The 1,770-nt window shown below is 73.3% G+C and carries 2 protein-coding genes; both read right to left on the minus strand.

Annotated features, from left to right (window positions below):
* Window positions 1–460, minus strand: a 460-nt coding sequence (locus tag HMPREF0731_RS20825) for an OmpA family protein (protein ID WP_040614308.1), incomplete at its 3' end; no start/stop codon positions are given.
* Window positions 457–1,770: cupin domain-containing protein (locus HMPREF0731_RS20830; protein WP_245538378.1), on the minus strand; the 1,314-nt coding region annotated here is incomplete at its 5' end. The genes HMPREF0731_RS20825 and HMPREF0731_RS20830, both read right to left, overlap by 4 nt.

Here is a 1,770-nt window from a genome sequence, read left to right on the forward strand (position 1 = left end):
CCGGCCGGGCCGCGGGCGGCGCCTCCGCCCCCGGCAGGGAGGGCAGCACCACGATGGTCACGCTGCGCGCCTCGCGGTTCGGCGTGCGGCTGGCGAAGCCGGGGTTGCGCGCCTCGGCGCGGATGCGGTCGCGCTCGATCCCCTGGCCGACCGAGAGCAGCTCGGCCACCTCGCGCGCGCGGCGGGCGGCGAGCTGGGTGCTGGTGGTCTGCCCGCCCTCGCGCACCGCGTGGCCGAGGACGCAGATGTTGCGCCCCGGCTCCGCCTTGGCCAGGGCGGCGGCGGCGGCGACCGGGGTGCGCGCGGCGTCGTTCGGCCGGGCGCTGCCCTGGGCGAAGCGCACCTCGAACACGTCGTCCTCCAGCCGCTCCGCGCCGATGCAGTTGAACTGGCGGGGCTGGGCCTCGGCCGCCCCGGCGGGGAGCAGCAGGGGCAGGAGCAGCAGGAGGGACTTCTTCATGCGGCGATGAGCAATCCGGATTCGGCCAGGCGCTGCAGCAGCGCGGCGGCGTCGATGGAGGGGTGCGCGGCGCGCAGCTCGGCCTCGGTGCCGTCGGGGCGGGCGAGCAGCCAGTTGGCCGCCTCGGCCTCGGCGGGGGCGAGGGCCAGGGCGCCCTTCGGCGCCTTCACCACCCATTCCGCGCCGCGCCGCACCGCCTTCACCCCCGGCTGGACGACGCGGAAGGCGTTTTCCTCGTGGCCGCCGGCGGGCGAGGCGGGCGCGGCCAGGCCACGCGCCGCCAGCAGGTCGTTGCCGCCGCGGCGGTAGCGGTAATCCGCCACGAACTTGCCCAGCACGTCCATCACCTTGGGGTCCCGCGTCAGCTCCGACAGGCGCTGCCCGAGCTGGGCCGCACGGCTGGTCAACGCGAAGCGGGCGGCGGCGGTTCCATCCTGGCGCGGCAGCGGCTTGCGGAACTCGGTCTCGTAGAGCACGCGCTCGAGCAGGATGTTCACCAGGTCCATGCCCAGCGGCGCGTGCACGCCATAGGCGATGTGGACGGAGCTCGGCGCCTCGGCCAGCGCGTCATGGTACCAGCCGCGCGGCAGGTAGAGCAGGTCGCCGGTCTTCAGCGTCACCTGGCCGCGCAGCTTCCCCTTGGCCTGGTCGTGATGCGCCTGGCCCAGGCTGCGGAAGGCCGGGTGCGGGATCGGCCATTCGGCGCGGCCTTCCCAGATGTTCCAGGTCTTCTCGCCCTCGACCTGCACGGCCCAGACGTCATGCGTGTCGAAATGGCTGGGGAAGGCCTTGTGGCTCTGCCAGGAGATGTAGACATTGGCCTGCGCCTTGCCGAGCCCGGCGCCTTCCAGCGCGCCGGAGACGGCGGTGAGGCCGGGCGTCAGGCTGTCCACGTCGTTCAGCACGACGGAGGCGCCGCGCTTCACCCATTCCGCCACCTTGTGCGCTTCGGGCTGCATCACCTGCGCGTTGTCGCGGCTGGTGGCGCGGCCGCAATACTGCTCCGGCGGCACGGCATTGCCGTCCAGCACCAGCTTCAGCGATTGGCTGGACCAGATATGCGTCTGGTCGAGCAGGCGGTTGATCTGCCGCCACGAAAGCACGGAAGCGAATTTCGCCGCGCCGCCCTGCACATGCAGCGGCTGCTTGTCATAGTACTCGGCGAAGAACTGCTCCGGCGTGACGGGGGCGAGGAGGTCGGCGAGCGTGCTGATCATGCGGCGAGGATAGCCCCGCATCGGCGCCTTGGTCACCGGGGGAAAACGGCCGCGCGCGCGCTCTGCGCGCAGCGGCGCGCCCCGCGGCACCGC

The organism is Pseudoroseomonas cervicalis ATCC 49957 (genome assembly GCF_000164635.1).
Classification (GTDB): Bacteria; Pseudomonadota; Alphaproteobacteria; order Acetobacterales; family Acetobacteraceae; genus Pseudoroseomonas; species Pseudoroseomonas cervicalis.